A 23,402-nucleotide genomic window follows, 5' to 3' on the forward strand; every position below is an offset into this window, starting at 1 on the left:
TCGCCTGCCACGCATATCGTTACAAAGAGGATGACGCCGGAATTCGACGGGCGTTTACCTATACTGCCAATGCTTCGACCAGATACAGCGATGAGCGCGTGACTCGCAGTCGTGATGCACGCCTTGGGACGTCGGTGGAACGGAGTCGTCCAGCGCATGAGCAAACAACGATATCGCGGGCGGGACCGGCCATTCTTTACTGAACGGCGTCCTCATTCCGCCGCCGTGCTCCTTCTTTTCGCGATGTCGGCGCACGCCGTCACGACACTCGGGCCAAGCTCGGCCACGCAGACGGTTTCCACCGACACGTCCTACCTGATCAACCCCGGCACCGCGATCACGACCTCATCGGGCAACGCCATCAACGTCGAGGGCATTGCGCCCGTAACCATGTCGAACGCGGGTTCGATCATCAGTTCTACGGACAACATCGCGGCGGCAGTTGTGTTCGACGTGCCCGGATCGCTCGTCAATCAGGTGTCCGGCGCGGCGCTGGGCCATACGCACGGCATCCTCTTCAACAACAACGGTGCAGCCAACAATATCGTCAATCGCGGCGATGTCAGCGCGCGTATCAGCCATGCAATTACCTACTTGGGCGCGGCGAGCGGGACCGTCGACAACTTCGGAACGCTCAACGCCAACTCGGCGGTGACGGCCAGCACGGACGGCATTCTCCTCGGATCGACGGGCAACGTGACCGTGAACAATCACGCCGGGGCGGTCATCCGCTCGGGTATGGGCGATCAGGATAACGGCAGCGGGATCCTCGTGAGTGCCGGAACGGCGGTGATCCACAATGACGGACTCATCGATGCCTATCACGAAGGCATTCTCGGCAGAAGCGGCCTTCCCATGGAGGTACGCAATGGCGCCACGGGCGTGATCCGCAGCACGATCGGGGCGGGCGTGCGGCTCCAAAGCGGGAGCACGCTCGATAACGCCGGCGTCATTGCCAGCGGGTCGGAAACGGCCATTCTGCTATTCGGCCCGAACAACGTCGTGACGCTCGGCGCGGGTTCGCGGCTGATAAGCGGCAATGGCAACGCCATCACCAGCCAGAGCACAGACAATTCGATCATCCTGACGGGCACCAACACGGAGTCGGGGAACTTCTTCGCAAGTCCCGAACATGGCTTCGTCCGGCTGAACCCCCGCGCGGGCAGCGACTGGACGCTCAACGGCACGGTGCTGATGGGCGGGACATCCTCAGCGGCGCTCGATGTCGAAGGCGCGCTGACGCTCGGCGGCGCGGTCATTCAGAACGGCGGCGGCACGACGGTAAGGTCTTCGGGCTCGCTCACGCTCGGCACGGGCGGCGCGGCCGGCATCGTGACGGGCAATGTCGTCAATGACGGCCTGCTTCGGTTCAATCGCAGCGACGCCTTTTCGTTCGACGGCGCGATAACGGGAACGGGCACGCTCGTGCAGGCGGGCAGCGGCACCGCCGCGCTGACAGCAGCGGGATCGTCGCAAGGCGCGGTAAACGTGCAAGCGGGCACGCTCGCGCTGAATCAGGCGGGCGCGTTCAATGCGGGCAGCTATGCGACGCAGCCGGGCACGACGACCGCCATCGCCGCGGATTCGACGCTGAACGTCGCGACGAACTTCAGCCAGGCGCCGGGCGCAGCGCTGACGATCGCCATCGGACAGGCCCAGCCGATCATCACGGCGGCGAGCGCGAGTCTCGGCGGCGCGCTGAACGTGAGCGGCTTCGGCGCGAGCGCGCCGGATTCCGCGAGCGCGCTCACGAGCACGCGCTTTGACATCATCCATACGAGCGGCGGTATCGCAGGCGATTTCGCGAGCGTCGGGTTCGGCGGCACGGCGAGTCCCGTCGATTATCTGACGCTCGCCGGCGCGAAGACCAACAACGGGCTCGACTACGAAGTCGGCTTCGGCCTGCGCTGGCTCGCAGGCGCGGCACAGGGCGACGGCGCGTTCACGCTCGCAGGCGCGGCGGATACCTTCAATGCCGATGTCGCGCTCAACGACCAGACTGGCCGGTTCGCGAGCGGCTGGGACGGCCGGACGTTGACGAAGAAGGGCGCGGGCACGTTGATCCTGTCGGCGGCGAACGGCTATACCGGCGCGACGCTGATCGATGCCGGCACGCTCGCCGCGGGCGCGCGCGACGTGATCGCGGGAAGTTCGCAGCTCGCGGTGGCGGCGGGCGCGACCTTCGATCTGCGCGGCTTCGATCAGCACGTCAGCGATCTCGCCGGCGCGGGCAATGTGACGCTCGCCGGCGGTGCGCTGAGCGTGAACAGCGCGGCCGATTCGACGTTCAGCGGCACGATCGGCGGCGCAGGCAGTTTGACGAAGAGCGGCGCGGCCACGCTGACGCTGAGCGGCGACAACACGTTCACCGGCACGACGACGATTGCTTCGGGCGCGCTGCGGCTCGGCGCGGGCGGGACGACGGGCAGCGTCGCCGGGAACGTCGTCGATGACGGCGCGCTCGTCTTCGACCGCGCCGACAACGTGATCTTCCGCAACACGATCAGCGGCACGGGCGATGTCGTTCAGCAAGGCAGCGGCGTCGTCACGTTGACCAACGCGCAAACCTACAGCGGCGCCACGCGCGTCGATGCCGGCGCGCTGGTGTTGACCGACGGCGCGCGGCTCGCGAATACGTCTCAGGTAAGCGTGGCTCCGAGCGCGACCTTCGGCGGCTATGGCTCGGTGGGCGGCGCGGTGCTCAACAACGGCGTGCTGGCCATAGCCGATGCCGCGCCGGGTTTCGCGGGCGGTCCGGCGGGACAATTCCTCATCGGCGGCGCGCTCACGAACAACGGCGAGATTCGCATGGCGAGCGCCGCGCCCGCGAGCACGCTGACCGTCGCGGGCGATTACACCGGCAACAACGGCCGGATGGCGCTCTCCACGGTGCTCGCGGGCGACGGATCGGCGACCGACAGACTTGTCGTACACGGCGGCACGGCGGGGCAGACGCGGGTCGCAATCGCAAATGCGGGCGGCGCGGGCGCGCAAACGGCGAACGGCATCGAGATCGTCCAGGTGGACGGGCAATCGAACGGCGTGTTCACGCTTGACGGCCGCGTGGTCGCGGGTCAGTACGAATACAGTCTGCGGCAAGGCGGCCTGGCGACGCCGGGCGATGGCGACTGGTATCTGCGTTCGGCGCCGACGCCGCGCCCGGAGCCGGGCGCTTACCTCGGCAATCAGCGCTCGGCCGAAACGATGTTCACGATGACACTGCACGATCGCGCAGGCTTCGCCGATTCCTACGCCGCGCTACCGCCGGACGCCGATAACGCGACGGCCTGGGCGCGCACGAGAGGCGCGCATACCGACAGCGACGCGGCCAGCGGGTGTATCGGCGAATCGACGGACACCGCGCTCGTGCAGGCGGGCATCGACCTGCTGCATCGGGTGTCGGACGGGCATCGCTGGCAGGCGGGCGTGATGGCGGGCTACGGCTCGTCCACCACCGATGCGACCGCGCAGAACAGTTCCGCGACCGCGCGCGGCAACGTCAACGGGGCGAGCGCGGGCGTCTACGCGACGTGGCGCGGCAATGCCTGGTCAGCCGATGGCCCGTACGTCGACACCTGGCTGCAGTACGCCCATTTCGACAACACCGTGAAGGGCGCGGATCTGCCGGGCGAGAATTATTCGAGCAGCGTGTGGGCGGGATCGCTCGAAGGCGGCTGGGCCTTCGCGCTCGGGCAGACATCGACGGGACCGGTGCTCGTCGAGCCGCAGCTTCAGTTGATCTACACGAACTATCACGCCGGCGATCACGTCGAGAACAACGGAACGGTGATTCACAGCGACGATGGCGGCGGATTCACGACGCGCGTCGGTGTGCGGATCTTTCACGCGCCAGGCTCGGCGGCGTCGCCCGGATGGCTGCCGTTCGCGGAAATCAACTGGTGGCACGACACGCAGCTTTCCTCGGTTTCGTTCAACGACGTGCGCGTGTCGCAGGACGGCCCGAGAAATCGCATGGAGTTCAAGCTCGGCGCGCAAGGCCAGATCGCGAAACAGTGGCGCGTGTGGGGCAATCTCGGCTATCAGCAAGGCGACGGCGGTTATCGGAGCTACGAAGGGCTGCTCGGCGCGCGCTACATCTGGTGACGCGCGCGCCGGTTGCGCGTCAACCCGTCACCGCGCCCTTGTTCGCCGGCCCCGCGAGCGCCGCGAATTTCGCCAGCACGCCGCGCGTGTACTTCGGCGCGGGCTGCTTCCACGCGGCGCGGCGGCGCGCGAGTTCGGCGTCATCCACGTTCAGTTGCAGAAGCAGCTTGTGCGCGTCGATGGTGATCGAATCGCCTTCCTGCACGAGCGCGATGGTGCCGCCCGCGAACGCTTCCGGCGCGACGTGGCCGACCACCATGCCCCAGGTGCCGCCCGAGAAACGCCCGTCGGTGATGAAGCCGACGGATTCGCCCAGCCCCTTGCCGATGATCGCCGATGTCGGCGCGAGCATCTCCGGCATGCCCGGACCGCCGACCGGCCCCAGATAGCGCAGCACGAGAATGTCGCCAGCTTTGATCTTGTCGCTGAGAATGGCGTCCATCGCGCTTTGCTCGTCGTCGAACACGCGCGCAGGACCCGTGATGACCGGATTCTTCAGGCCCGTGATCTTCGCGACCGCGCCGTCTTCCGCGAGATTCCCGCGCAGGATCGCGAGATGCCCTTCCTTGTAAAGCGCCTGCTCGATCGGGAAGATGACCTTTTGATCCGCGCGCGGCTTGCTCGGCACGTCCTTCAGTTCTTCGGCCATCGTGCGGCCGGTGATCGTGATGCAGTCGCCGTGCAAGAGACCCGCGTCGAGCAGGATCTTCAGCACTTGCGGAATGCCGCCGGCTTTGTGCAAGTCTGTCGCGACATATTGACCGGAAGGCTTCAGATCGCAGATGACCGGCACTTTCTTGCGCATGCGCTCGAAGTCGTCGATGCTCCATTCCACGTCCGCCGCGTGCGCGATGGCGAGATAGTGCAGCACGGCGTTCGTCGAGCCGCCCGTCGCCATGATGAGCGCCACCGCGTTCTCGATCGACTTCTTCGTGATGATGTCGCGCGGCTTCAGATCCCTCTTCACCGCTTCGACGAGTACGCGCGCCGATTCGGCCGCGGAATCGACCTTTTCCTGATCCGGATTCGCCATCGTCGACGAATACATCAGCGACATGCCGAGCGCCTCGAACGACGAGCTCATCGTGTTCGCCGTGTACATGCCGCCGCACGAGCCGGTCGACGGGCACGCGTTCTTCTCGACGCCCTTGAAATCCTCCTCCGACATGCGCCCCGCGGTGAACTCGCCGACCGCCTCGAAAGACGACACGATCGTCAGATCCTTGCCCTTCCAGTTGCCGGGGCGAATCGTGCCGCCATACACATAGATCGACGGCACGTTCATGCGCGCCATGCCGATCATGCCGCCCGGCATGTTCTTGTCGCAGCCGCCGATCACGACGACGCCGTCCATCCACTGGCCTTGCACGGCGGTCTCGACGCAGTCCGCGATTACCTCGCGCGACACGAGCGAGTACTTCATGCCTTCGGTGCCCATCGACATGCCGTCGGAGATCGTCGGCGTGCCGAAAATCTGCGGATTCGCATCGGATTTCCTGATCGATTCGACGGCGGCGTCCGCGAGGCGCTGCAAGCCCGCGTTGCACGGCGTGATCGTCGAGTGGCCATTGGCGACGCCGATCATCGGCTTGTCGAAGTCCTCCTCCTTGTAGCCGAGGGCGTAATACATCGAGCGATTGGGCGAGCGCGCGACGCCCTGAGTAATGTGCTTCGAGCGGCGATTGAAGGCCATGGTGTGCTCCTGAGGGGATGTTCTTGATTTGATGCAGCAAGAATGCAACCGCGCTATGTGTCTGTCCAATATATTATTCAGGGCTTACTAGGTCGCAAAACATATCAATGGAACTACGGCTCCTGCGTTATTTCGTGACGGTCGCCGAAGAGATGCACTTCGGCCGTGCCGCCGCGCGCCTCGCGATGACGCAGCCGCCGCTCTCGCAGGCGATCCGCGCGCTGGAAGAATCGCTCGGCGTCGCGCTTTTCGTGCGCACGAAACGGACCGTGGAGCTGACGCCCGTCGGCAAGGATCTGTTGCCGGAAGTGCGCCGCCTGCTCGCATCCGCCGATGCGCTGCGTCCGCTCGCGCAATCGCTCGCGCGCGGCGAGGCGGGCGTGCTGTCGCTCGCGTTCGTCTCCACCGCCGATTACGGGCTTCTGCCGGCGCTGCTGCGCGATTTCGGTGCGCGTCATCCCGGCGTGCGTCTGCAACTGACCGAAGCGACGAGCGACGTGCAGATCGACGAACTCGTCGCCGGGCGCGTCGATGCGGGCCTCGTCATTCCGCCGCTGCCGCCGCGTTACGCGTCGTCGCTCGAGTATGTGCCGATCGCGCGCGAGCCGCTGATGATCGCGATGTCCGAGAAGCAGGCGCAAGAGCTGAATTCGAGCGAAGACGAACCCGTCGACCTGCACGATCTCGCCGCCGCGCCGCTCGTCGTCTTTCCGAGGCGTCTCGCGCCCGGCTTGCACGACATCATCATGGGCTGCTATGGCGCGGCCGGGCTCACGCCGCGTATCGGCCAGGAGGCGATCCAGATGCAGACCATCGTGAGCCTCGTGTCCGCCGGCATGGGCGTCGCGCTCGTGCCGCAATCGCTGCGTCATCTAAGGCGCACGGGCGTCGTGTATCGTCCGCTTCTCGATCCCGGTCCTTTCGTGGAAACGGGGCTGGTATGGCGGATCGCGGAAGTGAGTCCGGTGCTCGCCGGGTTCATCGAAATCGTCCGTTCGAGGGCCGAAAGCGCCGGTTCTGTATGATTCGCCCCTGTAGCCCGCTTAAAGATTCCCACATCAGAATGCTCATACATCCCAATTTCGATCCCATCGCGATTCATCTCGGACCGCTCGCCGTGCGCTGGTACGGCCTCATGTACCTGGTGGCGTTCGTGTCGGCCATCGTCATCGGCCGGTTGCGGCTGCGGCTGCCTTATGTCGCCGCGCAAGGCTGGACCGTGAAGGACATCGACGACATGCTGTTCTACGGCGTGCTCGGCACGATTCTGGGCGGGCGCATTGGCTACGTGCTGTTTTACAAGGCCAGTTATTACGCCGCGCATCCGCTCGATATCTTCAAGGTATGGGAAGGCGGGATGTCGTTTCACGGCGGCTTTCTCGGCGTGACGCTCGCGATGGTGCTGTTCGCGTATCACCGCAAGCGCACGTGGCTGCAGGTGACGGATTTCGTCGCGCCGATGGTGCCGCTCGGTCTCGCGGCGGGGCGACTCGGCAATTTCATCAACGGCGAGCTGTGGGGCCGCGTGACGGACCCGAACGCGCCGTGGGCGATGCTCTTCCAGAACTCGACGAACGACGACGCCGTGTGGCTCTCGAAGAATCCGCAGCTCGACGCGCAGTATCACCTCACGGAAATTTTTCAGCGTTACCACATGCTGCCGCGTCATCCGTCGCAGTTGTACGAAATCGCGCTGGAAGGGCTCGTGCTGTTCATCGTGATCTGGACGTTCTCGCGCAAGCAGCGTCCGGTCGGCGCGATTTCGGCGCTGTTCCTGATCGGTTATGGACTCGCGCGCTTCACCGTGGAATTCGCGCGTGAGCCGGACGATTATCTCGGCTTGCTCGCGCTCAATCTCTCGATGGGCCAATGGCTTTCGCTGCCGATGATCGTCGCCGGCGTGGTAATGATGGTGTGGGCCTACAAGCGCAATCTGCGCCTGCCGCCCGAATCCGCAAAGGCTTGAGGAAAGAGCGGGGCGGTCGAACGCCGCCCCGCGTGAACAGCGTGAGCGACGTTTAGCGTCCCATTTGTACGGAGCCGGAAACGTCGACTGTCACCGTGGTCGTGCCGGCTTCCATCGCGATCGGGGCCATCTTCGCATCGGCGCTCATCGCGCGCGATTGCATCATCATGACGGGACGCGGCTGCGCGCCGCTCCGTCCGACATTCACTTCCCGAATCGTGAAATTGCTGTAGCCGAAGCCTTGCGCGGCGCTTTGCGCCTGCTTGCGGAACGAATCGATGGCTTGCGAGACGAGCTTTTGCTCGGCCGCGCGCTGCGCTTCGGGCGACAGCGAGAACGCGACGCTACCCACTTGCATCGACGAACTCATCTTGCCCGCGAGCTTCGATGCCGCCGCGAAGTCATGCGATTCGAGCACGACTTCCGTGCGCCCGCGCCACGCGGAAATCTTGCCGTCGCGATCCGTCGACGGATAGACGGTGAACGAGCCGCTCTTCGCGGTCACGCCGTCGACACCTTTGGCTTCGCGTAACGCGGCCTCGGCGCGCTGATTGAGCGTGCTGGTGAGCGACGACGGATCGGCCGCTTCCTGTTCGTAGAAGAGCGTGATGTTGACGACATCCTGCGGCACTTGCGCGCTCGCTTGTGCGGAGAGCGAGAGCACGCCCGAGGGCTGTGGCTGCGTTATCACCGTCTGCGCAGCGGCGGTTTGAGACAACGTAAGCGCGGCACCGGACATCGCGAGCAGGGCGAAGGCGGCGGCGGTTTTCTTATTGAGCATCGAAGGACTCCGTGACATCGCGTACGTGCGACGGGATTTAGTCGCATTCGTGAAGTCGTAAGTTCCTTGTTAGACGAGGTGCTCGGTAATAAATCGCCATTGCGCTTCGGTCACGGGCGTGATCGAGAGCCGGTTGCCGCGCGCGAGCACTTGCATGTCGGCAAGCTCTGGATGTTCGCGCAACGCGGCGAGCGATATGAGCGGCGTCTTCTTCACGAACTTCACGTCGACGAGCATCCAGCGCGGCGTTTCCTGCGTCGATTTCGGATCGTAGTAATCGCTCTTCGGATCGAATTGCGTGGGATCCGGATACGCCGTCGAGCACACTTTCGCGATGCCCGCGATGCCCGGCTCCGGGCAGCTCGAATGATAGAAGAGCACGCCGTCGCCGATCTGCATCTGATCGCGCATGAAGTTGCGCGCCTGATAGTTGCGTACGCCCGTCCACGGCAAGGTTTTTTTCGGCGCGTGCGCGAGATGATCGATGCTCGCTTCGTCCGGTTCGGACTTCATCAGCCAGTAGCGCATGGTCGTGTGCATGAATCGAAGAGCGAACGGCAGGGACAAACGAAAACGGCATCGGAAAAACCGATGCCGTTTCTTGAATGAGGTCCCCGCCACAGCCGCTAGGCCGGCATCCTGAACCTGGGTTCAAGATTGGTCGCGGTAAGCAACACTTCGGGTACATCGGACTAGCGACGCGCGCGCCCGTGCTGCAAGGTTCCGCAACCGTGCCAATGTAGCATTGGTTCAAGGAATATATGACCTTGGCGTACCAGGCAGGGAAACGTCACTCTACACCAATCGTTTGCCTTCTGCAGCCTCTTCACGCTACTTCGGCAGTTTCTTTTTTCGATTGACATTGCGCGCTGATTGACTCGACGCGCATCTGCCTTATTGCGCTTCGTGTTGCGCAATGACCGCGCCCAATTGCTCGTTCATCGAGTGCATCGTGCGGCGGATTTCTTCGGCGGGGAAGGCCTCGCCGTGACGCACGCTGTCCTGCAGCTTAAGCAATTCCGACGCCAGCGAAAGCGCCGCCATCACCGCGATGCGATCCGTGCCGCGCACGCTGCTTGCATTGCGCACTTTGTTCATTTCGGCGTCGACGCGCGCGACGGCTTCACGCAATGCGCCTTCGGTTTCCGGCGAGCACGCGAGACGATACGGCTGCCCGAGAATGGATACTTCGATCTGCGTGGTCGTCATGCCTTCTCTCCCTGATGATGCTCGCCGTGCAATTCCGTTTCATGTGCTTCCTGGGAATCGGCTTCGAGGAGATCGAGTTGATTGTCGGACTCGGCATGTTGCGCGGACTTGCCGCGCGGCAGCTTTTCGAGAATCGCGTTCAGGCGGATTTGCGCGTCGTCGATTTTCGCGGACAGCGAATCGCGTTCGGACTGCAGCGTATCGCGCTCTTCGCGCACTTGCGCGAGCTCGGCCTGCACGTTCGCATAGTCGGCGCGCAGCTGTTCGAGTTGTTCCTGCAGCGCTTGATGCGCCTGCTTGTGGCGCTCGCTGATCTGGATCAGCCGGCCGATGTTTCCTGACAGTGATTCGAGTTCGTTGAGCATGTGCTGCGTCCTCTAAAGACCTCGCATTTTAGCGCGGTTCAACGGAGCTTCCGATAAATGTCTCGTTTCGAGACGTAACAACACGCGATCTAGCGCTTAATCCTTCGAATCAAGCGCATGTCGCGATGCATTCGTGTGCAGAAAACGCGAGCGCCCCGCAACGCTCGTGATGACAGGCCGGCCGCTTCTCTTTCGCTTCTCGTTCGATTCGTCATGCGCCGCGCCAGTCTGCCCGCGCGGTTTTCTTGACGGCCCCGAACCGCGCTCCTACACTTGCCGCACTTTTGGTGCTCGCATCCGCGGATCTCGTGGATGCAGTCAAACGGGAAACAGGGAGCGAAGTCGCCGCAATCGACGACGAGCCAACCTGTGCTGCCCCCGCAACGGTAAGCGACCGCAACGCAAGTTGCAAGTCGTCTCATGCGCGTTTTTGCCGCGCGAGCGTGTCGAAATTCGTCGCACGCGCGCGACTGCAAGAAACGTGTCGATGCCACTGCGCGCCATGCGCGGGAAGGCGAGACGATTGATCGCCAGCCCGGATACCGGCCGGAGTCCGACGCATCGGCGCGCATGGCGCGGTGCGTTCGTCGCGCATCGTCCTCGCGGGGAGCGGGGTCGCGCTCACGCGAAACGGAACACTTCACACATGGTATTGCCACTGGCCGCGCTCAGAAGCGGTCTCTCCCGTCATGGCGCGCTCGTTGCGGCCATCGGCGCCTTGCCGTTCGCCGGCGCTGCACAGGCGGCCCAGACGGAAGACAGCACGCAAACGCTTGCGCCCGTCGTCGTCACATCGACGCGCGCGCCGCAGCCGCTTGCCGAATCGATTCCGCAGACATCGCTTTTTGACGAGCAGGACATCGCCGATGCAAACACAAGCGACGCGCTCGGACTCGTCGCGCTCGCGCCCGGCGTGCAGATCACGCGCAACGGCGGACCGGGCTCGAACTCGGGGCTTTTCATACGCGGTGCGGCGTCGTCGCAATCGCTCGTGCTGATCGACGGCGTGCGCGTCGAATCGGCGTCGCTCGGCGCGGCACAGCTATCGCAATTGATGCTCGACCAGATCGGGCGCGTCGAGGTCGTGAACGGCAACGTGTCGGCGCTCTATGGATCGAATGCGATTGGCGGCGTCGTGCAGATCTTCACGAAGGAAGGCGAGGCGCATCCGCCGCGCTTCAACTTCGAGGCGGAGTACGGCAGCTATCACACGCAGCGGCAATCGGCGGGCGTGAGCGGCGCGCTCGACAAGGACGGCCGCACGACCTTCAGCGTGAACGTCTCGCGCGAGAAAACCGACGGCTTCTCGTCGATCGATCCGGGAATCGCGCCCGGCGCCAATCCGAACGCGAACGGCTATCTGAACGAGAGCGTCGCGGCGACGCTGCGTCACGAGTTCAGCGACAAGTGGGACGCGGGCGTGCGCTTCCTGCAATCGAACGGCATCAACAGTTTCGACGATGCCTATGGCCAGCCGACCGATATCAACGAAACGCACGATCGCGTGCGCTCGGCGTCGGTGTTCGCGAACGGCCGCGTCACGGATAACTGGACGACGCACTTCACGATCGCGCAGGGACAGGACCGCGCGAACATCGAGCAGAACGGCGTCTATACGAGCCGTTTCGATTCGGAGAACCGGCAATATACGTGGCAGAACGACGTGCGGATCAGCGACGCGCACAAGCTGCTCTTCGGCTACGAGCATCTCGATCAGACGCTCGATTCCGATCAGTTCAGCGCGCCCGACCGTCATGTGAATTCGATGTTCGCGGGTTACGTGGGGCACATCGGCGCGAACGAGTTGCAGGCGAATCTGCGCCGCGATCAGTATTCCGATTTCGGCGGCGCGAACAGCTACTATCTGGGCTACGCGTATAACTTCGACGCGCACTGGAAGGCGAGCGCGAGCTATTCGGCCTCGTTTCGCGCGCCGAGCTTCGACGATCTCTACTATCCGCTGAGCGGCAATCCGTCGATTCAGCCGGAGCGCAGTCATTCGGTCGAGGCGGCGTTGCAGTACGCATCGAATGCGCTCGGCGTGGTGCGCGTGACGCTTTTTCAGACGCGCTATTCGAATTTGATCGATTACGTGTCCGACGGCGGCTTCTACTATGTCGCGCAGAACGTCGGGCGCGCGAAGGTGCAGGGCATCGAGGGATCGTGGGCGGGGCACGTCGGCGCAACGGATGTGCGCGCGGGCGTCACGTTCCAGAATCCCGTCGACGAAACGAATCACGAGGATTTGACGCGGCGCGCGCGGCATTTCGCGACGCTGACGGCGCATCGCACGATCGGGCCGTGGCGCGTCGGTGGCGAATGGATCGTGAGCGGTCAACGCAGCGATTACGATTCGACGCTCGCGGGCTACGGCATCGTGAATCTGTCGGCGCGCTACGACATCTCGAAGTCGTGGTACGTCACGGCGCGCATCGACAACCTGTTCGACAAGGACTATGAACTTGCGTACTCGTACAACACGCCACGACGCGGCGCGTACATCACGTTGGGCTGGCATCCGTCGTGAGCCGCGTGGCTGAACGTCCGCGCGCGATGAACGCGAGCCGCGCCACCGCGATCTGGATCGCGCTCGGCGCAGCGACGCTCGTCGTGCTGGTCGCGTCGCTCGCGATGGGCAGCGTCGCGTTGCCCGTATCGCGCGCGATCGGCGCGCTCTTTCACGCGCACTCGGCGACGCCCGATATCGCCGATGACATCGTGCTGACCTTGCGTCTGCCGCGCGCGCTCGCGGGCTTCGCGTCGGGCGCATTGCTCGCGTTCGCCGGCGCGCTGCTGCAAGTGCTGTTGCGCAATCCGCTGGCGGAACCGTACGTGCTCGGCGTATCCGGCGGCGCGGCAACCTTCGCGCTTGCCGCGATGCTCGGGTCGCTGCCGTGGTGGGGCGTAGATATCGCGGCTTGCGCGGGCGCGTTCGCATCGATCGTTCTGGTCCTCGGACTCGCGCGCAAGGACTTGTGGCAAAGCGGACAGGACGCATCGCCGAGGCTCTTGCTGACGGGTGTCGTGATCGCATCGGGATGGGGCGCGCTCATCACGCTGATCCTGAGCGTCGCGCCCGAGAACCGTTTGCGCGGCATGATCTTCTGGCTGACGGGCGATCTCAACGGCGCGGCGGCGCCATGGCCCGCGCTGATCGCGCTCGCCGTCGTGCTCGCGGTCATCGTTCCCGTCGCACCGCAACTGAACGTGCTCTTGCGCGGCGATACGACCGCGCGCGCGCTCGGCGTGCCGGTCGAGCGCTTGCGTCTGCGCGTGTATCTCGTCGCATCGATCGCGGCGGCGGCCGCCGTGACGACGGCGGGCACCATCGGCTTCGTCGGGCTCGTCGTGCCGCATCTGCTGCGCCTCGCGTTCGGCAACGATCAGCGCATGCTCGTGCCCGCCGCCGCGCTCGCGGGCGGACTCGCGGTGATGGCCGCCGATCTCGTCGCGCGCACGGTGATCGCGCCCGCGCAATTGCCGGTCGGCGTCGTCACGGCATTGATCGGCGTCCCGATGTTCCTGTGGATGCTGCTGCGGAGGCCGCGATGATTTTGCGGCTCGACGCCATCGTGCTTCGCGCGGGTAAGCGCACGCTCATCGACGGGCTCACGCAGTCGATCGAAGCGGGCGAAATGTGGTGCATCGCCGGGCCGAACGGCGCGGGCAAGACGACGCTCATCAACGTGCTCGCCGGGATTGCGAAAGCCGCATCGGGCAGCGTGTCGCTCGACGGCCGCGCGCTCGCGTCATGGCGCGCGACGGAACTCGCGCGCGCGCGCGCTTTGATGCCGCAAGCCGCGCACGACGCCTTCAGCGCGAGCGTGCTCGATACCGTGCTGCTCAACCGCTTTCCGCATCTCACCGGCTGGGGCTGGGAGAGCGACGAGGATCGCGCCGCCGCGTACGCCGCGCTCGAAACGTTGGGTCTCGCATCGTTCGCGTCGCGCGACGTGCTGACGCTTTCCGGCGGCGAACGCCAGCGTGTCGCGCTCGCCGCCGTGCTGTGCCAGAACGCGCCGCTGCTGTTGCTCGACGAACCGCTTTCGCATCTCGACCTGCATCATCAGATCGATTGCCTGCACGCGTTGCGCGACGCGGCGCGCGCGCACAAGCGCACCGTAATCTTCTCGTGCCACGATCTGAATCTCGCGCGCCGTTTCGCGACGCACGCGCTTCTGCTCGACGGGAACGGCGGCGCTCATGCGGGACTCGTCGCCGACGTGCTCACGGCCGAACGCGCCAGCGCCGCATTCGGCTATCCGCTCGCGTTGATTCGCGATGGCGAGCACGAAGCGCTCGTGCCTTCCATCCCTCGCTCATGAAAGGAATTCCGATGTCCACGAATAACGGCATCCCGATGCCCCGCGCGCTCGACCGCGCCATCGAAGGCGAACTGCGCCGCATCATCGACACGAAGACGAAGCCGCCCGGCAGTCTCGGGCGGCTCGAAGACATCGCGCTGCAAATGGGCCTGATTCAACGCACGGCGAAGCCGCGCATCGAGCGTCCCGCGATGATCGTCTTCGCGGGCGATCACGGCATCGCGAAAGAGGGCGTGAGCTCGTATCCGCAGGAAGTGACCGCGCAGATGGTCGCGAATTTTCTGGCGGGCGGCGCTGCGATCAACGCGCTGTCGCGCTCGGTCGGCATGACGCTCGAAGTCGTCGATGCGGGCGTCGCGACGCCGATTCCCATCGATCATGGATACGAGCGTCTGTCGCTCGGGCTCGGCACGCGCAACTTCGCGCACGAACGCGCGATGTCGCGCGAGACCGCGCTCGAAGGCATCGCGCGCGGCGCGGCGCGCGTGCGGCATCACGCGTCGCTCGGCACGAACGTGATCGGCTTCGGCGAAATGGGCATCGCGAATACGTCGGCGGCGGCATGTTTGATGAGCCGTCTGTGCGTTCTTTCGATCGACGAGTGCGTCGGGCGCGGCACCGGTCTCGACGAGCGAGGACTCGCGCACAAGCGCGAGGTGCTGTCTAAAGCGCTCGCGCTGCATCGCGATGAAGGCGATGCGATCGACACGCTCGCGACCTTCGGCGGCTTCGAAATCGCGATGATGACGGGCGCGTATCTCGCCGCCGCGTGCGCGGGCATGACGATACTCGTCGATGGTTTCATCGCGACTTCCGCGTTGCTGGTTGCATCGAAGATGGCGCCTGACGTGCTCGACTATTGCGTGTTCGCGCATGCATCGAACGAGACGGGGCATCGCCGGATGCTCGCGCATTTCGGTGCCGCGCCGCTGCTGCAACTCGAGTTGCGTCTGGGCGAAGGCACGGGCGCGGCGCTCGCGTTGCCGATCCTGCGCGCGGCCGTCGCGTTCGTCGACGAAATGGCGAGCTTCGAGTCGGCGGGCGTCTCGAATAAAGCCGACTGAGATGCGCCCGCTCGACGAACTGCGCTATTTCTTCACCGCGCTCGGCTATTTCACGCGCGTGCCGGTGCCGCGCTGGGTCGGCTTCGAGCGCGACTATCTGAACGCGGCGGCGCGCTATTTTCCGCTCGTCGGCGCGATGGTCGGCGGCGTCGCGGCGCTGGTGTATCTCGCGGCGTTGCGCGTGTTTCCGGCGGGCATCGCGGTGCTGCTTTCGATGGCCGCGACGCTCGTCTTGACCGGCGCGTTTCACGAAGACGGACTCGCCGATTGCGTCGATGCCTTCGGCGGCGCATACACGCGCGAGGACGCGTTACGCATCATGCACGACTCGCGCATCGGCGCGTTCGGCGCGATTGCGTTGATGATCGCGCTCGCGCTGAAATGGCAGACGCTCGCCGCATTGCCGCCGCAACGCGTCGCGTGGACGATGATCGCCGCGCACGCCGCGAGCCGCGCGTTCGCAATCAGCTATCTCGTCACGCTCGATTACGTGCGCGCCGAAGGCAAGGCGAAGCCGGTCGCGCAGCGCATGAGCGTGTCGTCGTTCGCGCTGGCGCTCGCGTTCGGCCTGCCGTGGCTCTTCGTGACCGACTGGAAGCTCGCGTGCGTGACGATCGTCGCGCTGATCGTTCTGCGCTTGTTCATCGGACGGTACTTCGTGCGGCGCATTGGCGGTTACACGGGCGATTGCCTCGGTTTCGCGCAGCAAGTGTTCGAGATCGCGATCTATCTCATAGGGCTCGCATGGATCTCGTCCTGATCCGGCATCCGGAAGTCGCCGTCGATGCGGGCGTTTGCTACGGGCAAACCGATGTGCCTTTGCAGCGCGATGCGCGCGAATCGGCGAGCGCGTTGACGGCGCGCATGAAGGCGCTGAACGTGCCCCCATGCGTCGATGGATGGCACGCGAGTCCGCTCGTGCGTTGCGCTTCGATCGCGCGTGCGCTGGGCGGCGACGTTCATCTCGACGCACGTCTGGCCGAAATGCACTTCGGCGCGTGGGAAGGGCGCGCGTGGGACGCGATCGATCGCGCGCTGATCGATGCATGGGCCGACGATATCGCCCATGCGCGTCCGCACGGCGGCGAGAGTCTCGCGCAGTTCGCGCATCGCGTGATCGCGTGGTTCGATGCGACGTGTGTCGATGAACGGGCCGTGCATGTCGTCGCGCATGCGGGCGTCGTGCGCGTGCTTGCTGCGCATCTGCTCGGCGTCGCGCGTGAATCGGCGTTGCAATGGCCGCTCGATTTCGGCGGGATCGCGTGGTTCAGGCGCGTGCGCGGGCAGTGGCTGCTTGTGCGGTGGAACGCCTGACTACTTCGTCCTCCGCTCGCGCGCGATTTCCAAATCGCGGCACAGCTCATCCGCGCCCAGCGCAAGCCGCGGCGTCGGCCGATTGATGAGATCGCCGTCGATGCCGAAAAGATTGCCGCGCGCCACCGCCGTCATCGATGTCCAGCGCCGCCATCTTTCGAGCGCGGGCAACGGGCGATCGGGCTTCGTCGCGCCGGGTGTCGCCGTGACGATCGCTTCCGGATTCGCCGCGAGCACGGCTTCGGTCGATATCGTCGGCACGCGCGGTTTCTCGGCTGCGAACACGTTCGCGCCGCCGCACAAGCCGATCACTTCGTCGAAAACGTTGTCGCGATTGAGCGTCATCAACGGATCGTCCCACACCTGATAGAACACGCTCACGCGCGGCCGTTCCGCGTAACGCGCACGCAATCGCGCAATCGCGCGCGTGAAGGCATCGGACGCGGCGCGTGCCTCATTCTGCGTGCCGAGCAGCGCGCCGAGCTTGCCGATGCTCGCCGCGATATCGTCGAGATGCTTCGGCTCGCTGAAATAGATCGGCACGCCGAGCGCCTGCAGCCGATCCATCTGACGCGCCGCATTTCCATGCCGCCACACGACGATCAGATCCGGATGCAACGCGACGATGCGTTCGAGATCGAGCGCCTTGTTGTCGCCGACGCGGGCAATCGCCTGCGCCTCTTTCGGATAATCGCTATACGTCACCGCGCCGACGACGCGCGCGCCGCCGCCCGCCGCGAACAGCAACTCGGTCACATGCGGCGCGAGACTGACGACACGTTCGGCGGGCTTCGCGAGCGTGACGGACGCGCCGCTGTCATCGACGACGGTGATCGCATGCGCTTGCGTCACCGCGAAGCCGATCAGCAGGGCAATCGCACGGCACAACCTCACGCGCAAATCTCCCGCAGCGCGAGCGACAGGCGCGCCCAGTCGCCTTCCGCGCCTGGCAATCCGATGCGCAGGCTCGGCGTCATGCCGGGCGGATCGAAAAGACGCGTCCAGATGCCGCGCAACGCGAGCGCGTGTTGCAGTTCGGGCGCTTTCGGCGTCGCTGTCCACGCGAAAAGCGGCGTCGCGCGCACGTCGAAACCGTAGATCGCGATCGATGCGGCAAGGCGCGCGCCATCGCGATGCAGACGCTCGCGCATTTCGCGCTGCCACGCGATATCGGCGAAAGCGGCGGCGACCGCATGTCGCGCCGGGCCGCTCACGGTCCATGCGCCGAGCGCGTCGCGCAACGCGTCGGCGAGCGCGGGCGCGGCCAGCACGAAACCCGCGCGAATGCCCGCGAGCCCGAAAAACTTGCCGACCGAGCGCAGCACGACGAGCCCGTCGTGCGCCGTCTCGCTCGCCAGCGACGATGCGGGATCGGTATCGGCGAACGCTTCATCGACGATCAGCGTGCCGCCGCGCGAGGCGAGCTGTTCGTGCCAGGAAAGCAGCGTGTCGGGCGCGACGCGCTCGGCCGTCGGATTGTTCGGATTGGCGACGATGACGTGATCGAACGTATCGGGCAAATCGTGCTTCGTGATGTCGAGCGTGGCGATCGCGTGGCCCGCGCGTGCGAACGCGGGCGCGTATTCGCCGTACGTGAGCGGCGCGACGGCCGCCGTGCCGCGGCGCAAAAGCGCGGGCAACGCGCGTATCGCCGCCTGCGATCCCGCCACCGGCAACGCGAGCGGCGCGCCGTAGTAGCGCGCGGCGTCTTCGGCGAGGCCGTCGTCGTCTTCGGGCAGGCGCCGCCACGCATCGGGCGCGACGGGCGGCACCGGATAGCCGTGCGGATTGATGCCGGTCGACAGATCGAGCCAGTCATCGAGAGATATCGCGTAGCGGCGCGCGGCCTCGCGCAGATTGCCGCCGTGCCGGATGGATTGCGTCATGTCAGTCAGCCACTCGTCGTTACGCTCAGAACCGCGATCATCAATAGCACCGCGAGCCACATCAATGTCGCGCGCTCGACGAGCCGCAACGCCGCGACGACATGCTTCGCCGTCGCCGGATGGCCCGCGCCGAGCGTCGGACGCGTTTCGAGCACGCCGTGGTACACCGCCGCGCCGCCGATCAGCACGTTGAGACTGCCGGCCCCCGAGGCCATTACCGGCCCCGCGTTCGGGCTATCCCACGAGCGCGCCTGCGTGCGCCAGCAGTGCCACGCCATGTGCGTGTCGCCGGCGAGCGCGTAGGTCGCGGCCGTGAGGCGCGCGGGGATGAAGTTGAGCACATCGTCGAAGCGCGCGGCCGCCCAGCCGAAACGCAGAAAGCGCGGCGTGCGATAACCCCACATCGCGTCGAGCGTGTTGGCGAGGCGGAACATCAGCGCGCCGGGGCCGCCCGCGACCGCGAACCAGAAGAGCGCGCCGAAGATCGCATCGTTGCCGTTTTCCAGCGCCGATTCGACCGCCGCGCGCGAGAGCGCGTTTTCATCGGCTTGGGATGTATCGCGCGACACGATGCGCGACGTCAGCACGCGCGCGTGATCGATATCGCCGAAACTCAACGCGCGAGCGATCGGCGCGATGTGCTGGCGCAGGCTTTTCGCGCCGAGGGCGAACCAGAGCAGCAGAACATGCACGAGACACGCATACGCGAACGGCAGCGCGCCGACCAGAAACCACGCGATGCCGACCGGCGGCGCGACCAGCGCGAACCACGCGAGGATGCCCGCCGGCCGCGCGCGAAAGCCGGTGTTCACGCGCGCTTCGAGCTTCGTCGCGAGATTGCCGAAGCCGACGAGCGGATGCCGCGCGCGCGGCTCGCCTAAGATGCGATCGACGATCACGCCGAGCACGGCGAGAAGCGCCATTGCGTAGGCGGAGAGAAGGAGCATCGCGCTAACCCTTGAGCGCGAGCGGAAGGCCCGCGACCATCAGCGTCGCGCGTGTGCTCGCGGCCGCGACGCGCTGATTCAGCCGGCCGAGTTCATCGACATAAAGACGCGTGACGGAGCCGAGCGGCACGACGCCCAGCCCGATTTCGTTGCTCACGACGATCACTTTGCCTTTCGTCTGCCCGAGCGTTGCGTCGAATTGCGCGAAGGCATCGCGGGCGCTGTCGGGCAGAACGGCGATTTCGTCGCTCATCGCTTCTTTCGAAAAAAGCAGATTCGCGAGCCACAGCGTCAGGCAGTCGATCAGCACGCAATGTCCCGCGCGATCCGCTTCGCGCAACGCGCCCGCGAGATCGAGCGGCGCTTCGACGAGCGTCCAGTGTGCGGGCCGGCGCCCGCGATGCAGCTTCACGCGTTCGGCGAACTCCGCGTCGCCGACGCGCGCAGTCGCGATATACGTCACGGGCAGGCCGCTTTCGGCGGCGAGCCGTTCGGCGTGCGCGCTCTTGCCGGAGCGTGCGCCGCCGAGGATGAAAGTGAGGTCGGGGGTCATCGCGATATTGTACTGACGGGCTAAGATAGCGCGTCGCTCTTCATGAGAATCCTCCGATGCCATTCACGCCACGCGGCACGCTGATGATCCAGGGCACGACGTCCGATGCCGGCAAAAGCACGCTCGTCGCCGGATTGTGCCGCCTCGCCCGGCGCGGCGGCGTGCGCGTCGCGCCGTTCAAGCCGCAGAACATGGCGCTCAATAGCGCAGTGACCGTCGATGGCGGCGAGATCGGCCGCGCGCAGGCGCTTCAGGCGATCGCGGCGGGCGTCGATGCGCGCATCGACTTCAATCCGGTCCTGCTCAAGCCGACGAGCGATCGCGGCGCGCAGGTCATCATCCACGGTCACGCGCACGCGAACCTCGACGCGCGCGCGTATCACGCGTACAAGCGCATCGCGTTCGACGCCGTGCTCGCGTCGTACGAGCGCTTGCAGAAGGACTTCGACGCGGTGATCGTCGAAGGCGCGGGCAGTCCCGCCGAAATCAATCTGCGCGACGGCGATATCGCCAACATGGGCTTCGCGGAGCGCGTCGATTGCCCGGTCGTGCTCGTCGCCGATATCGATCGCGGCGGCGTGTTCGCGCATCTCGTCGGCACGCTCGCGTGTTTGTCGGAGAGCGAAAGGGCGCGCGTTCGCGGCTTCGTCATCAACCGGTTTCGCGGGGATATCGGCTTGTTGAAGCCGGGGCTCGACTGGCTGGAAGCGCAGACGGGCAAGCCGGTGTTCGGCGTGCTGCCGTATCTGCACGGCCTGACGCTCGACGCCGAGGACATGCTGCCGAGCCAGCCGCACACGCGGGGCGATGCACCCGCGCTGAAGGTGATCGTGCCGGCGCTGCCGCGCATCAGCAATCACACGGATTTCGATGCGCTGCGGGCGCATCGTCAGATCGACTTCAGCTATGTGCGCGCGGGCGTTGCGCCGCCGCCCGCCGATCTGATCGTGCTGCCCGGTTCGAAGAGCGTGCAGCGCGATCTCGCATGGCTGCGCGAAAACGGCTGGGATCGCGCGATCGAACGGCATCTGCGATACGGCGGCAAGGTGCTCGGCATATGCGGCGGCATGCAGATGCTCGGACGCGAGATCGACGATCCCGATGGCGTCGAAGGCGCGGCGGGGTGCGTGGGCGGCCTCGGGCTGCTCGATCTCTCGACCGTGCTAACGCCGCAGAAGCAACTGGAGAATGTCACCGGACGGTTGACCATCGGCGATGCCAAAGCGCCCGTGCGCGGCTATGAAATCCACATGGGCCGCACGCGCGGACCGGCGCTCGCGCGGCCGCTGGTCGCGCTGGACGGCGGGCGTGTCGACGGCGCGGTATCGGATGACGGCCAGATCGCCGCGACGTATCTGCACGGCGTTTTCGATACGCCCGAAGCCTGCGCCGCGCTGCTCGCATGGGCGGGCGTAAAAGACGCCGAGCTGCTCGATTATCCGGCGCTGCGCGAGGCGTCGCTGGATCGCCTCGCCGATTCGTTCGCGCAGTCGCTCGATCTGGACGCGCTACAAGCTGCCTTCGGTCAATAAAGAATCATCTGCGTGCAACGGAACATGGCGATCAGCTTGCCGTCGCCGTTCGTGACCGTCGCGTCCCACACCTGCGTGCTGCGCCCGAGGTGCACGGCCGTCGCCTTCGCGACGATCCTGCCTTCGCGCGCCGTCGAAACGTGGTTGCTCTTCAGTTCGAGCGTCGTGAAGTTCTGCGCCTTCTCCGGCAGATGCGCGATGCACGCGTAGCCGCAACACGTATCCGCGAGGCCGACGACCGTCGCCGCATGCAGAAAGCCATTCGGCGCGAGCAATTCCGGGCGGATCGTGAGTTCGCCGCTCAACTGGCCCTGATCGAGCGAGATCAGTTGCACGCCGAGCAGCTCGGGCAGGCGGCCTTTCTGGCGATTGCGAAGGAAATCGAGCGTGACATCGGGGCGAAGGGGCGTCATGAGCGTTCGGTCGGTTGAAATGGAGGAAGGCGTACGGCCGTTCGGGAGAGATGCCGGCCGCGCGAGTTTTGCCGATAATATCAACGCTCGAAATCATGCACCTGTTCTAGTCAAGACGAAATCGTGCGCGGCGCGGAAACACTGCGCGAGCGCGCCCAACAAAATCCAGGACACTTCATGACCGTGATCGTGGTGGCAAATCCTAAAGGCGGCGTCGGCAAAAGCACGCTCGCAACCAATCTGGCCGGCTATTTCGCGGCGCAAGGCGAATGGGTCGCGCTCGCGGATCTCGACAAGCAGCGCTCGTCGCACGCGTGGCTTTCGCTGCGCGTCGATATGCTGCCGAAGATCGAGGAATGGGCCGTCGACGTCGATTCTCCCGCGAAGCCGCCCAAAGGTCTGGAGAAAGCCGTCGTCGATACGCCCGCCGGCGTGCACGGCAACCGCCTGTCGCTCGCGCTGGATCTCGCCGATAAAGTGATCGTGCCGCTCCAGCCGTCGATGTTCGACATCCTCGCGACGCAGGACTTTCTCACGCGGCTATCGAAGGAGAAGGCGGTGAGGAAGGGCGCGATTCAGGTCGGCGTGGTCGGCATGCGCGTCGATGCACGCACGCGCTCGGCCGAACAGTTGCATCGTTTCGTCGAAGGACTCGATTTGCCGGTGCTCGGCTTCTTGCGCGATACGCAGAACTACGTGCAGCTCGCCGCGCACGGCCTCACGATCTGGGACGTGGCCAAAAGCCGCGTCGAAAAGGATCTGGAGCAGTGGGAGCCGATCATCGACTGGGTGTCGAAGAAATGAAAAAAGCCGGCGTCCGTTGAGGAACGCCGGCTTCGTCGGACGAAAACCGCCCGGAAATCAGGTCCAGTTCTGCGTCGGGACGTGATCGCGGCTGCCCTTGATGCGATTGTCCTCGTCGACGAACACGAGGTTCGGCTTCCAGCCCGCCTTGATCTCTTCCTCGTCGACTTGCGCGAACGCCGCGATGATGACGAGATCGCCGAGTTGCGCGCGGCGCGCCGCCGAGCCGTTCAGCGAAATCATGCCGCTGCCGCGCTCGCCCTTGATCGCGTACGTGGTCAGGCGCTCGCCGTTGTTCACGTTCCAGATGTCGATCTGCTCGTTTTCCATCAGGTTCGCGGCGTCGAGCAGGTCTTCGTCGATCGCGCACGAGCCTTCGTAATGCAATTCGCAATGCGTGACCGTCGCGCGGTGAATCTTCGATTTCAACAAGGTGCGCTGCATGA

22 protein-coding genes, 1 other RNA gene and 1 riboswitch are annotated in these 23,402 nt (G+C 65.4%); of the genes, 11 read left to right on the forward strand and 12 right to left on the reverse strand.

Going from position 1 to position 23,402, the window contains the following annotated elements:
* Positions 1-156 precede the first annotated feature (156 nt).
* Positions 157-4,104: an autotransporter outer membrane beta-barrel domain-containing protein gene (locus tag NCS02_RS03565; protein WP_244807759.1), complete on the forward strand. Its 3,948-nt coding sequence runs from the start codon at positions 157-159 to the stop codon at positions 4,102-4,104.
* Positions 4,105-4,123: 19 nt separating this feature from the next.
* On the opposite strand, the gene ilvD is transcribed toward NCS02_RS03565, so the two are convergent.
* On the reverse strand, positions 4,124-5,797 hold the full coding sequence (gene ilvD, locus NCS02_RS03570) for a dihydroxy-acid dehydratase (protein ID WP_008351111.1): 1,674 nt from the start codon (positions 5,795-5,797) through the stop codon (positions 4,124-4,126).
* Between the two features lie 107 nt (positions 5,798-5,904).
* On the opposite strand from ilvD, the gene NCS02_RS03575 reads away from it, so the two are divergent.
* Both NCS02_RS03575 and lgt read left to right on the forward strand, forming a co-directional pair.
* Positions 5,905-6,822, forward strand: coding sequence for a LysR family transcriptional regulator (locus NCS02_RS03575; RefSeq protein ID WP_244807760.1), 918 nt, complete (start codon positions 5,905-5,907; stop codon positions 6,820-6,822).
* 38 nt (positions 6,823-6,860) lie between these two features.
* Entirely contained in the window at positions 6,861-7,763 is a 903-nt protein-coding gene (lgt, locus tag NCS02_RS03580; protein ID WP_008351107.1) for a prolipoprotein diacylglyceryl transferase, read from the forward strand.
* Positions 7,764-7,815: 52 nt separating this feature from the next.
* Here the strand turns inward: lgt and NCS02_RS03585 are convergent, their stop codons facing one another.
* The 5 genes from NCS02_RS03585 to NCS02_RS03605 form a co-directional block, all read right to left on the reverse strand.
* Positions 7,816-8,544, reverse strand: coding sequence for an SIMPL domain-containing protein (locus NCS02_RS03585; RefSeq protein ID WP_008351105.1), 729 nt, complete (start codon positions 8,542-8,544; stop codon positions 7,816-7,818).
* A gap of 69 nt (positions 8,545-8,613) precedes the next feature.
* Positions 8,614-9,072, reverse strand: a complete 459-nt coding sequence (locus tag NCS02_RS03590) for an EVE domain-containing protein (protein ID WP_008351103.1) — start codon at positions 9,070-9,072, stop codon at positions 8,614-8,616.
* A 79-nt stretch (positions 9,073-9,151) separates the two neighbouring features.
* A non-coding RNA gene (gene ssrS / locus NCS02_RS03595) (6S RNA) lies at positions 9,152-9,333 on the reverse strand.
* Positions 9,334-9,438: 105 nt separating this feature from the next.
* Positions 9,439-9,753 carry a cell division protein ZapA gene (locus NCS02_RS03600; protein WP_008351102.1) on the reverse strand — a complete coding sequence of 105 codons (315 nt, stop codon included), beginning with the start codon at positions 9,751-9,753 and terminating at the stop codon, positions 9,439-9,441.
* Positions 9,750-10,118, reverse strand: coding sequence for an ATPase (locus NCS02_RS03605; RefSeq protein WP_244807761.1), 369 nt, complete (start codon positions 10,116-10,118; stop codon positions 9,750-9,752). The genes NCS02_RS03600 and NCS02_RS03605 overlap by 4 nt, the downstream gene beginning before the upstream one ends.
* A gap of 267 nt (positions 10,119-10,385) precedes the next feature.
* A riboswitch (cobalamin riboswitch) is annotated at positions 10,386-10,683 on the forward strand.
* Positions 10,684-10,764: 81 nt separating this feature from the next.
* On the opposite strand from NCS02_RS03605, the gene NCS02_RS03610 reads away from it, so the two are divergent.
* From NCS02_RS03610 to NCS02_RS03635, 6 genes are read left to right on the forward strand one after another with little or no spacing between them, the layout of a single operon-like run.
* Positions 10,765-12,645 (forward strand): TonB-dependent receptor domain-containing protein, encoded by a 1,881-nt coding sequence (locus NCS02_RS03610; RefSeq protein ID WP_244807762.1) that lies wholly within the window; start codon positions 10,765-10,767, stop codon positions 12,643-12,645.
* The gene (locus tag NCS02_RS03615; protein WP_502799582.1) at positions 12,642-13,670 is read left to right on the forward strand and encodes a FecCD family ABC transporter permease; all 1,029 of its coding nucleotides are present in this window, start codon (positions 12,642-12,644) and stop codon (positions 13,668-13,670) included. The genes NCS02_RS03610 and NCS02_RS03615 overlap by 4 nt, the downstream gene beginning before the upstream one ends.
* Positions 13,667-14,443, forward strand: coding sequence for an ABC transporter ATP-binding protein (locus tag NCS02_RS03620; RefSeq protein ID WP_244807763.1), 777 nt, complete (start codon positions 13,667-13,669; stop codon positions 14,441-14,443). The genes NCS02_RS03615 and NCS02_RS03620 overlap by 4 nt, the downstream gene beginning before the upstream one ends.
* Positions 14,444-14,454: 11 nt before the next feature.
* Positions 14,455-15,507, forward strand: coding sequence for a nicotinate-nucleotide--dimethylbenzimidazole phosphoribosyltransferase (cobT, locus tag NCS02_RS03625; RefSeq protein ID WP_244807764.1), 1,053 nt, complete (start codon positions 14,455-14,457; stop codon positions 15,505-15,507).
* A 1-nt stretch (position 15,508) separates the two neighbouring features.
* The gene (locus NCS02_RS03630; RefSeq protein ID WP_244807765.1) at positions 15,509-16,267 is read left to right on the forward strand and encodes an adenosylcobinamide-GDP ribazoletransferase; all 759 of its coding nucleotides are present in this window, start codon (positions 15,509-15,511) and stop codon (positions 16,265-16,267) included.
* Positions 16,252-16,821 (forward strand): histidine phosphatase family protein, encoded by a 570-nt coding sequence (locus NCS02_RS03635; RefSeq protein WP_244807766.1) that lies wholly within the window; start codon positions 16,252-16,254, stop codon positions 16,819-16,821. Before NCS02_RS03630 ends, NCS02_RS03635 begins: the two co-directional genes overlap by 16 nt.
* Here NCS02_RS03635 and NCS02_RS03640 read toward each other — a convergent pair whose 3' ends face one another.
* The 4 genes from NCS02_RS03640 to cobU are packed head-to-tail and all read right to left on the reverse strand — an operon-like array spanning position 16,822 to position 20,207.
* Positions 16,822-17,715, reverse strand: coding sequence for a cobalamin-binding protein (locus NCS02_RS03640; RefSeq protein ID WP_244807767.1), 894 nt, complete (start codon positions 17,713-17,715; stop codon positions 16,822-16,824).
* Complete coding sequence (cobD, locus tag NCS02_RS03645; RefSeq protein WP_244807768.1) at positions 17,712-18,707, reverse strand: threonine-phosphate decarboxylase CobD; 996 nt, start codon at positions 18,705-18,707, stop codon at positions 17,712-17,714. The genes NCS02_RS03640 and cobD overlap by 4 nt, the downstream gene beginning before the upstream one ends.
* A 5-nt stretch (positions 18,708-18,712) precedes the next feature.
* The gene (gene cbiB, locus NCS02_RS03650) at positions 18,713-19,654 is read right to left on the reverse strand and encodes an adenosylcobinamide-phosphate synthase CbiB (RefSeq protein WP_244807769.1); all 942 of its coding nucleotides are present in this window, start codon (positions 19,652-19,654) and stop codon (positions 18,713-18,715) included.
* 4 nt (positions 19,655-19,658) lie between these two features.
* Complete coding sequence (cobU, locus tag NCS02_RS03655; protein ID WP_244807770.1) at positions 19,659-20,207, reverse strand: bifunctional adenosylcobinamide kinase/adenosylcobinamide-phosphate guanylyltransferase; 549 nt, start codon at positions 20,205-20,207, stop codon at positions 19,659-19,661.
* Positions 20,208-20,263: 56 nt separating this feature from the next.
* On the opposite strand from cobU, the gene NCS02_RS03660 reads away from it, so the two are divergent.
* Positions 20,264-21,739, forward strand: a complete 1,476-nt coding sequence (locus NCS02_RS03660; protein ID WP_244807771.1) for a cobyric acid synthase — start codon at positions 20,264-20,266, stop codon at positions 21,737-21,739.
* Here the strand turns inward: NCS02_RS03660 and NCS02_RS03665 are convergent.
* Positions 21,733-22,152 carry a PaaI family thioesterase gene (locus tag NCS02_RS03665; protein WP_034472911.1) on the reverse strand — a complete coding sequence of 140 codons (420 nt, stop codon included), beginning with the start codon at positions 22,150-22,152 and terminating at the stop codon, positions 21,733-21,735. The genes NCS02_RS03660 and NCS02_RS03665 overlap by 7 nt on opposite strands.
* Before the next feature lie 177 nt (positions 22,153-22,329).
* Here NCS02_RS03665 and NCS02_RS03670 point away from each other — a divergent pair, with 177 nt between their 5' ends.
* Positions 22,330-22,956 (forward strand): ParA family protein, encoded by a 627-nt coding sequence (locus NCS02_RS03670; protein ID WP_008351074.1) that lies wholly within the window; start codon positions 22,330-22,332, stop codon positions 22,954-22,956.
* A 57-nt stretch (positions 22,957-23,013) separates the two neighbouring features.
* Here NCS02_RS03670 and panD read toward each other — a convergent pair whose 3' ends face one another.
* Positions 23,014-23,400, reverse strand: a complete 387-nt coding sequence (gene panD / locus NCS02_RS03675; RefSeq protein ID WP_008351073.1) for an aspartate 1-decarboxylase — start codon at positions 23,398-23,400, stop codon at positions 23,014-23,016.
* Positions 23,401-23,402: the final 2 nt, after the last annotated feature.

Source organism: Caballeronia sp. NCF2 (assembly GCF_023631205.1).
GTDB lineage: Bacteria > Pseudomonadota > Gammaproteobacteria > Burkholderiales > Burkholderiaceae > Caballeronia > Caballeronia zhejiangensis.

Excerpts from the sequence above, each read along its gene's own strand:
- NCS02_RS03565 (WP_244807759.1), top strand. The coding sequence starts at position 157 with ATGAGCAAACAACGATATCGCGGGCGGGACCGGCCATTCTTTACTGAA.
- ilvD (WP_008351111.1), bottom strand. The coding sequence starts at position 5,797 with ATGGCCTTCAATCGCCGCTCGAAGCACATTACTCAGGGCGTCGCGCGC.
- NCS02_RS03575 (WP_244807760.1), top strand. The coding sequence starts at position 5,905 with ATGGAACTACGGCTCCTGCGTTATTTCGTGACGGTCGCCGAAGAGATG.
- lgt (WP_008351107.1), top strand. The coding sequence starts at position 6,861 with ATGCTCATACATCCCAATTTCGATCCCATCGCGATTCATCTCGGACCG.
- NCS02_RS03585 (WP_008351105.1), bottom strand. The coding sequence starts at position 8,544 with ATGCTCAATAAGAAAACCGCCGCCGCCTTCGCCCTGCTCGCGATGTCC.
- NCS02_RS03590 (WP_008351103.1), bottom strand. The coding sequence starts at position 9,072 with ATGCGCTACTGGCTGATGAAGTCCGAACCGGACGAAGCGAGCATCGAT.
- NCS02_RS03600 (WP_008351102.1), bottom strand. The coding sequence starts at position 9,753 with ATGACGACCACGCAGATCGAAGTATCCATTCTCGGGCAGCCGTATCGT.
- NCS02_RS03605 (WP_244807761.1), bottom strand. The coding sequence starts at position 10,118 with ATGCTCAACGAACTCGAATCACTGTCAGGAAACATCGGCCGGCTGATC.
- NCS02_RS03610 (WP_244807762.1), top strand. The coding sequence starts at position 10,765 with ATGGTATTGCCACTGGCCGCGCTCAGAAGCGGTCTCTCCCGTCATGGC.
- NCS02_RS03620 (WP_244807763.1), top strand. The coding sequence starts at position 13,667 with ATGATTTTGCGGCTCGACGCCATCGTGCTTCGCGCGGGTAAGCGCACG.
- cobT (WP_244807764.1), top strand. The coding sequence starts at position 14,455 with ATGTCCACGAATAACGGCATCCCGATGCCCCGCGCGCTCGACCGCGCC.
- NCS02_RS03630 (WP_244807765.1), top strand. The coding sequence starts at position 15,509 with ATGCGCCCGCTCGACGAACTGCGCTATTTCTTCACCGCGCTCGGCTAT.
- NCS02_RS03635 (WP_244807766.1), top strand. The coding sequence starts at position 16,252 with ATGGATCTCGTCCTGATCCGGCATCCGGAAGTCGCCGTCGATGCGGGC.
- cobD (WP_244807768.1), bottom strand. The coding sequence starts at position 18,707 with ATGACGCAATCCATCCGGCACGGCGGCAATCTGCGCGAGGCCGCGCGC.
- cbiB (WP_244807769.1), bottom strand. The coding sequence starts at position 19,654 with ATGCTCCTTCTCTCCGCCTACGCAATGGCGCTTCTCGCCGTGCTCGGC.
- cobU (WP_244807770.1), bottom strand. The coding sequence starts at position 20,207 with ATGACCCCCGACCTCACTTTCATCCTCGGCGGCGCACGCTCCGGCAAG.
- NCS02_RS03660 (WP_244807771.1), top strand. The coding sequence starts at position 20,264 with ATGCCATTCACGCCACGCGGCACGCTGATGATCCAGGGCACGACGTCC.
- NCS02_RS03665 (WP_034472911.1), bottom strand. The coding sequence starts at position 22,152 with ATGACGCCCCTTCGCCCCGATGTCACGCTCGATTTCCTTCGCAATCGC.
- NCS02_RS03670 (WP_008351074.1), top strand. The coding sequence starts at position 22,330 with ATGACCGTGATCGTGGTGGCAAATCCTAAAGGCGGCGTCGGCAAAAGC.
- panD (WP_008351073.1), bottom strand. The coding sequence starts at position 23,400 with ATGCAGCGCACCTTGTTGAAATCGAAGATTCACCGCGCGACGGTCACG.